Annotated in this window: 2 protein-coding genes; one reads left to right on the top strand and one right to left on the bottom strand. The window is 68.1% G+C overall.

All coding sequences use genetic code 11. From position 1 onward, the window contains the following. Window positions 1-74: 74 nt before the first annotated feature. Window positions 75-404, bottom strand: coding sequence for a hypothetical protein (locus ACZ53K_RS42700; RefSeq protein ID WP_468848550.1), 330 nt, complete (start codon window positions 402-404; stop codon window positions 75-77). A gap of 136 nt (window positions 405-540) precedes the next feature. On the opposite strand from ACZ53K_RS42700, the gene ACZ53K_RS42695 reads away from it, so the two are divergent. Continuing rightward, window positions 541-1,358 (top strand): IS5 family transposase gene (locus ACZ53K_RS42695; protein ID WP_468848547.1). Its coding sequence is split into 2 segments (ribosomal slippage): window positions 541-898 and window positions 898-1,358, totalling 819 coding nucleotides; the frame shifts between segments, so codons are not numbered across the junction. Window positions 1,359-1,368: the final 10 nt, after the last annotated feature.

The raw sequence follows: 1,368 nt of genomic DNA, 5'->3' as shown, positions 1-1,368 counted from the left end.
CTTAGACGCCGTCTCATGTGGCGGTCTTGTCCGCTGCGCGGCCGTAGGCGCTTGGGGTGCGGACGGACGGCCTGTCAGGCTGGGCAGCTGAGGCGGCCGTCCACGACGGCCGGGAGGGACGTGGGCATCTCGTCGGTGACCCAGGCGAACTCCAGGGCTGCGAGCGTGGCTCCCCGGTCCGTCCATACGAGGATCTCGCCGACGTAGGCGCCAGATGGGTTATGGACGTGCGTGTCGACGGGCACGTGCGCTGTCGCCAGTGCCGCATGCTCGCACGGTTCCCGGACCCGCAGATCGACGCTCACGGAGTCGGGCCCCCAGACGGCGATCACCTCGGTGCGGTCCAGCTGACTCCGCAGGTGCGACGCGCCGACGAACTGCGCCGAGAGAATGTGTTCAAGCACTGCGCGCTCGTCGGCGTTCAACGGTCGCGGGTCAATGGAAGAAGGAGCCATGCGCCCATTCTGAGGTGGCGGGGCAACCAGCCCAACGTTCGACCGGCCGTCGCCGGGGTGGCCGGCAGTGGCATCATGATCGTTCATGGGTGGGGATCTTTCGCAGCGGCTCGTGCCGGACGATCTATGGGCCATGGTCGAGCCGGTACTGCCGCCCTTCCGCTCGCGCCCGCAGGGCGGTGGCACCGCGCCGATCGGCCAACGTGCTGTGTTCACGGCCGTCGTGTACGTGCTGACCAGCGGGTGCGCGTGGCGGTATCTGCCACCGACATTCGGAGTGTCGCCGGCGACGGCTCACCGGAGGTTTTCCGTCTGGACCGCATCCGGAGTGTGGCGCCGGCTGCACCGCGTGGTCCTGGACGAGATCGGAGCCCGCGGTGGACTCGACTGGAGTTCCGTGATCGTTGATGCCGCCTCGGTACGCGCGAAAAAGGGGGTCTCCTGACGGGGCCGAATCCGGTCGACCGAGGCAAAGCGGGCAGCAAACTGCATGTTCTGACCGACGCGCAAGGACTGCCTGTGGTCGTCGGGGTGTCCGCCGCGAACGTCAACGATGTCCAGGCGCTTCGCCCGCTCGTCCTCGGGATCCCGGCCGCGCGCTCGCGCCGCGGCCCCCGTCGCCGACAACCCAGCAAGGTTCGAGCCGACAAGGCGTACCACTCCGCCGGCAACCTGGCGTGGCTGCGCGAACGCCACATCACTCCACGGATCGCCCGGCCGGGCGTGGAGTCCTCCGAACGCCTCGGAAGGCACCGATGGAAGATCGAGAGATCGATCTCCTGGCTCTTCGGGTACCGCCGCCTGACCGTCCGCTACGAACGGAAGGGCAGCCACTTCCTCGCCTTCCTCGGGCTCGCCGCAGTCATGATCTGCTACAAGAAACTCGCCAAGACCGCCACGTGAGACACCGTCT

The sequence above is a fragment of the Streptomyces sp. NPDC033221 genome (genome assembly GCF_055577005.1).
The sequence above is the reverse complement of the archived record's forward strand: the minus strand, read 5'-3'. Positions and strand labels throughout refer to the sequence as shown.